At 72.9% G+C, this 4955-nt stretch carries 4 protein-coding genes; 2 read left to right on the top strand and 2 right to left on the bottom strand.

Annotated elements, in window-relative coordinates; all coding sequences use genetic code 11:
• Positions 1–328: 328 nt before the first annotated feature.
• Positions 329–1270, bottom strand: a complete 942-nt coding sequence (locus tag ACIA6T_RS35490; RefSeq protein ID WP_399450625.1) for a DeoR/GlpR family DNA-binding transcription regulator — start codon at positions 1268–1270, stop codon at positions 329–331.
• 110 nt (positions 1271–1380) lie between these two features.
• Complete coding sequence (locus ACIA6T_RS35495; protein WP_399450626.1) at positions 1381–2928, bottom strand: NAD(P)H-quinone dehydrogenase; 1548 nt, start codon at positions 2926–2928, stop codon at positions 1381–1383.
• On the opposite strand from ACIA6T_RS35495, the gene ACIA6T_RS35500 reads away from it, so the two are divergent.
• Together ACIA6T_RS35500 and ACIA6T_RS35505 are read left to right on the top strand one after the other, a co-directional pair.
• The gene (locus tag ACIA6T_RS35500; RefSeq protein WP_399450627.1) at positions 2927–3367 is read left to right on the top strand and encodes a gamma-glutamylcyclotransferase; all 441 of its coding nucleotides are present in this window, start codon (positions 2927–2929) and stop codon (positions 3365–3367) included. The genes ACIA6T_RS35495 and ACIA6T_RS35500 overlap by 2 nt on opposite strands.
• Positions 3368–3456: 89 nt before the next feature.
• A complete protein-coding gene (locus ACIA6T_RS35505; RefSeq protein ID WP_344557486.1) occupies positions 3457–4281 on the top strand; it encodes a purine-nucleoside phosphorylase in 825 nt (274 codons plus the stop codon).
• Positions 4282–4955 lie beyond the last annotated feature (674 nt).

The following is a 4955-nucleotide window of genomic DNA, read 5'->3' on the forward strand; positions in this document are numbered from 1 at the left end:
CGGGCAGTCGTGCCTCCCCCAGTGCCTTAAGGGCCTGGGAGGTACCCCCAGGGCGGCACGGGTGGGCGGTGGGGGCACCTCCCGCTCGAGCGGAGTCGAGAGTGGGGGAGGCACCCCGTAGGCGCCGGGCCGCGCAACCCCACCCCCGGCCCACGCCCACGCCGGGACACCCGCAAAGCGCCGGGCCGCGCAGCCCACAGGCCGACACCGGGGCGGCGCAGCCCCGCTCCGCATCTACGCGAGGCACCCGATATGCGCAAGGGTGACGCAAACCCACCCCCGGCCCGGCGCAGCGCAGGGCGCCCGCAAAGCAGCCCCGAGCGAACCGTCAGCGCCTCCGCAGATCCGCCACCCGCGCCCGCTCAGCCCCCTGCGCCGACTCCGCCGCCCCCAGCGCCACAGCCGTACGCAGCCCGCCGGGCCCTTGCCGACGCGGCCCGGGAAGAGGAACATCCCGGCGCTGACGCCCCGCCGAGCCCCCCTCACCCCCCGCCCCCGCGACAGCGATCTGCACGCCCTGATCGGCCAGCGCCTGCAACTCCGTCGCCGCCCGGTCGTCATGCCCGGCCGGCTCATCGGTCACCAGTCGCGTGATCAGATCCGTGGGCACCGTCTGGAACATCGTGTCCGTACCGAGCTTGGTGTGGTCCGCGAGGACCACCACCTCCGCCGCGGCCTGCACCAATGCCCGGTCGACCGACGCCGACAGCATGTTGGACGTGGACAGCCCGCGCTCGGCGGTGAGACCGCTCCCGGAGAGGAACGCCCGGGACACCCGCAACCCCTGCAGGGACTGCTCGGCACCGCTGCCCACCAGGGCGTAGTTCGAGCCGCGGAGCGTACCGCCGGTCATCACCACCTCCACCCGGTTGGCGTGGGCCAACGCCTGGGCGACCAGCAGGGAGTTGGTGACGACCGTGAGGCCGGGCACCCGGGCCAGCCGGCGGGCCAGCTCCTGCGTGGTGGTACCCGCGCCGACCACGATGGCCTCGCCCTCTTCCACGAGATTCGCGGCGAGGTCGGCGATGGCGGTCTTCTCGGCGGTCGCGAGATGTGACTTCTGCGGAAAACCGGACTCTCGCGTGAAACCGCCCGGCAGTACCGCACCGCCGTGCCGGCGGTCGAGGAGTCCTTCTGCCTCCAGCGCGCGCACGTCCCGCCGTACGGTCACTTCGGAGGTCTGGACGACGCGGGCGAGCTCACGGAGCGACACGGCCCCGTTCGCTCGCACCATTTCGAGGATCAATTGGCGACGTTCTGCAGCGAACACGAAACTGACAGTAACGCCAGCGACCGTCTACTTTCAGCAGTTTGCGCTGAATAGCAGAAGTTGTTCGCACGGCCCCGCACCAAGTGGTATAGAGCCGCCGTTTCGGGCCGTCAGACCTCCTCGTCGGCCTTCCGCGTGTGCAACTGCCGTGCCACCTCGGCGATCGAGCCCGACAGCGAGGGGTAGACCGTGAAGGCGTTCGCGATCTGCTCCACCGTCAGATTGTTGTCGACCGCGATCGAGATGGGGTGGATGAGTTCCGAGGCGCGCGGCGCGACGACCACGCCGCCCACCACGATGCCGGTGCCGGGACGGCAGAAGATCTTGACGAAGCCGTCGCGGATGCCCTGCATCTTCGCGCGCGGGTTGCGCAGCAGCGGCAGCTTCACCACGCGGGCGTCGATCTTGCCGGCGTCGACGTCGGCCTGGGAGTAGCCGACGGTGGCGATCTCGGGGTCGGTGAAGACGTTCGACGAGACCGTCTTCAGGTTCAGCGGGGCCACCGCGTCGCCCAGGAAGTGGTACATGGCGATACGGCCCTGCATCGCCGCCACGGAGGCGAGCGCGAAGACGCCGGTGACGTCACCGGCGGCGTAGACGCCGGGAGCCGTCGTCCGGGAGACCTTGTCGGTCCAGATGTGGCCGGACTCCCGCAGCCTGACCCCGGCCTCCTCCAGGCCCATGCCCTCGGAGTTCGGGATGGCGCCCACGGCCATCAGACAGTGCGAGCCGGTGATGACGCGGCCGTCGGCGAGCGTCACCTCCACCCGGTCCCCGACCCGCTTCGCGGACTGGGCCCGCGAGCGCGCCATGACGTTCATCCCGCGGCGGCGGAAGACGTCCTCCAGCACGGCGGCGGCGTCCGGGTCCTCGCCCGGCAGCACCCGGTCGCGCGAGGACACGAGCGTCACCTTCGACCCGAGCGCCTGGTAGGCACCGGCGAACTCGGCACCCGTGACACCCGATCCGACCACGATGAGCTCCTCGGGGAGCTCGTTCAGGTCGTACACCTGGGTCCAGTTCAGGATCCGCTCGCCGTCGGGGCGGGCGTCCGGCAGCTCGCGCGGGTGCCCGCCGGTCGCGATCAGCACGGCGTCGGCGGTGAGCGTCTCCTCGGTCCCGTCCGCGGCACGGACGACGACCTTCCGCGATCCGTCGAGCGCCTGCATGCCCTCCAGCCGGCCCCGCCCGCGCAGCACACGCGCGCCGGCCCGGGTCACGGACGCGGTGATGTCGTGGGACTGGGCCAGTGCGAGCCGCTTCACACGCCGGTTGACCTTGCCGAGGTCCACGCCCACCACCCGGGCGGCCTGCTCCATGGGCGGGGTGTCGTCGGCGACGATGATGCCCAGTTCCTCGTACGAGGAGTCGAAGGTGGTCATCACCTCGGCCGTGGCGATCAGGGTCTTGGACGGTACGCAGTCGGTGAGCACCGACGCCCCGCCCAGGCCGTCGCAGTCGACGACGGTCACCTCCGCGCCGAGCTGTGCGGCGACCAGCGCCGCTTCGTATCCGCCGGGTCCGCCACCGATGATCACGATCCGAGTCACGTACTCCATTGTCCCGCACACTTCACCGTGCGACCGCCCGGGGGCCTCGGCCGTGGCCCCCCTGTTACCGGAGTGGGCCCGGTTCCGGCTGCCGTACCCTTCCCCCATGTCGCTCTACGCCGCGTACGCCGGCCATCTCGACGCGCGGCTGATGTCCCGCCGCGCCCCGCACTCGCCGCTGCGCGCCACCGGCTGGCTGAACGGGTGGAGACTGACGTTCGGGGGCGAGCACATGGGCTGGGAGGGCGCGCTGGCCACGCTGGTCGAGGACCCGATCTCGGCGGTCTTCGTCGCCCTCTACGACATCGCCCCGATGGACGAGGAGTCCCTGGACCGCTGGGAGGGCGCGGGCGGCCTGGACCTCTACCGCCGCACCCGGGTGCGTGTGCACACCCTGGACGGCGAGGAGCCGGCCTGGACGTACGTCCTCAACAGTTACGAGGGCGGCCTTCCCGCGGCCCGCTACCTGGGCGAGATCGCCGACGCGGCGGAGTCCGCGGGCGCGCCCCACGACTATGTGATGGAACTCCGCAAGCGTCCTTGCTGACCCCTTCGGGGGAAACGACAAGACAACGATCGCCAACCCGTCCGCTCCGACATCTACGCGCGTAGGCGAATACCGGCTACCCTCATCGCGTGAACGCTTCTCTTCTTCCGGACGACATCCAGGGCGACCCGTACGCCGCAGCCGACGCCGCCGCCGCGCGCCTGCGCGAACTCACCGGCGCCGAGACCCACGACGTCGCCCTCGTGATGGGCTCCGGCTGGGCCCCGGCCGTGGACGCCCTGGGCACCCCCGAGGCCGAGTTCCAGGTCACCGAGCTGCCCGGTTTCCCGCCCCCGGCGGTCGAGGGCCACGGCGGCAAGATCCGCTCGTACGCCATCGGTGCGAAGCGGGCCCTGGTGTTCCTGGGCCGTACGCACTACTACGAGGGACGCGGGGTCGCCTCGGTGGCCCACGGCGTCCGTACGGCCGTGGCCGCGGGGGCGAAGACGATCGTCCTGACGAACGGCTGCGGGGGTCTGCGCGCGGGCATGCGCCCCGGTCAGCCGGTCCTGATCAGCGACCACATCAACCTGACGGCGACCTCCCCGATCGTCGGCGCGAACTTCGTCGACCTCACCGATCTCTACTCGCCCCGCCTGCGGGCGCTGTGCAAGGAGATCGACCCCACGCTGGAGGAGGGCGTCTACGCGCAGTTCCCCGGCCCGCACTACGAGACTCCGGCGGAGATCCGGATGGCCCGGGTGATCGGGGCGGACCTGGTCGGCATGTCGACGGTTCTCGAGGCCATCGCCGCGCGTGAGGCGGGGGCGGAGGTTCTGGGCATCTCTTTGGTCACCAACCTGGCCGCGGGGATGACGGGCGAACCGCTGAACCACGAGGAGGTCCTCCAGGCGGGCCGGGACTCCGCGACACGGATGGGGTCCCTGCTGGGACAGGTCCTCGGCCGCCTGTAGACGCCGGCCCGCTTCTCCGGGGTACGGCGCGCCGACGCCTTCCGGCTAACGCCGTTCCGGCGCCTTGCGGGGTGCCCCGTGCCGGTGGGGGGGGGCGGGGGTTGCGCGGCCCGGCACCTGCGGGGTGCCCCCGCGTGGGTGTGGGCCAGGGGGTGTCCGCGCGGCCCGGCACCTGCGAGGTGCCCCCGCGTGGGTGTGGGCCAGGGGGTGTCCGCGCGGCCCGGCGCTTGCGGGGTGCCTCCCCCACTCTCGACTCCGCTCGAGCGGGAGGTGCCCCACCGCCCACCCGTGCCGCCCTGGGGGCACCTCCCAGGCCCTTAAGGCACTGGGGGAGGCACGATTGCCCGCGGCTGACGCGGCGGGCGGCTGACGCGGCGGGCGGCTGCCCGCGGCTTCGGCGGGCCGCAGGCGCCTACCGGCCGCGAGGCACGTGCTGCGGTGGGCGGAGTCCGGACGCCCACGGCGGGAAGGGGACGGGGCGGGGGTGGCCGCCCGCAGCGGCTGGCGCGTCCGCACCCCGCACCCCTTCCAAGAAGCACAGTCGCGCCAGTCCGAGGACGGACACCCCCGACCCCGCCCCCCCCCCCCCCCCCGCCCAAGGGGCGAACCCCCCCCCCCCCCGCCCCCAAGCCGCGCCCCCCCCCCCCCCCCCCCCCCCCCCGCCCCCCCCCCCC

Source organism: Streptomyces sp. NPDC051740 (genome assembly GCF_044453165.1).
In the GTDB taxonomy this organism is placed as follows: Bacteria; Actinomycetota; Actinomycetes; order Streptomycetales; family Streptomycetaceae; genus Streptomyces; species Streptomyces atrovirens.

What these genes read in the sequence shown, in the direction of transcription:
- ACIA6T_RS35495 (WP_399450626.1), bottom strand. Translation starts at nt 2,928, where the DNA reads ATGGGGGAAGGGTACGGCAGCCGGAACCGGGCCCACTCCGGTAACAGG.
- ACIA6T_RS35500 (WP_399450627.1), top strand. Translation starts at nt 2,927, where the DNA reads ATGTCGCTCTACGCCGCGTACGCCGGCCATCTCGACGCGCGGCTGATG.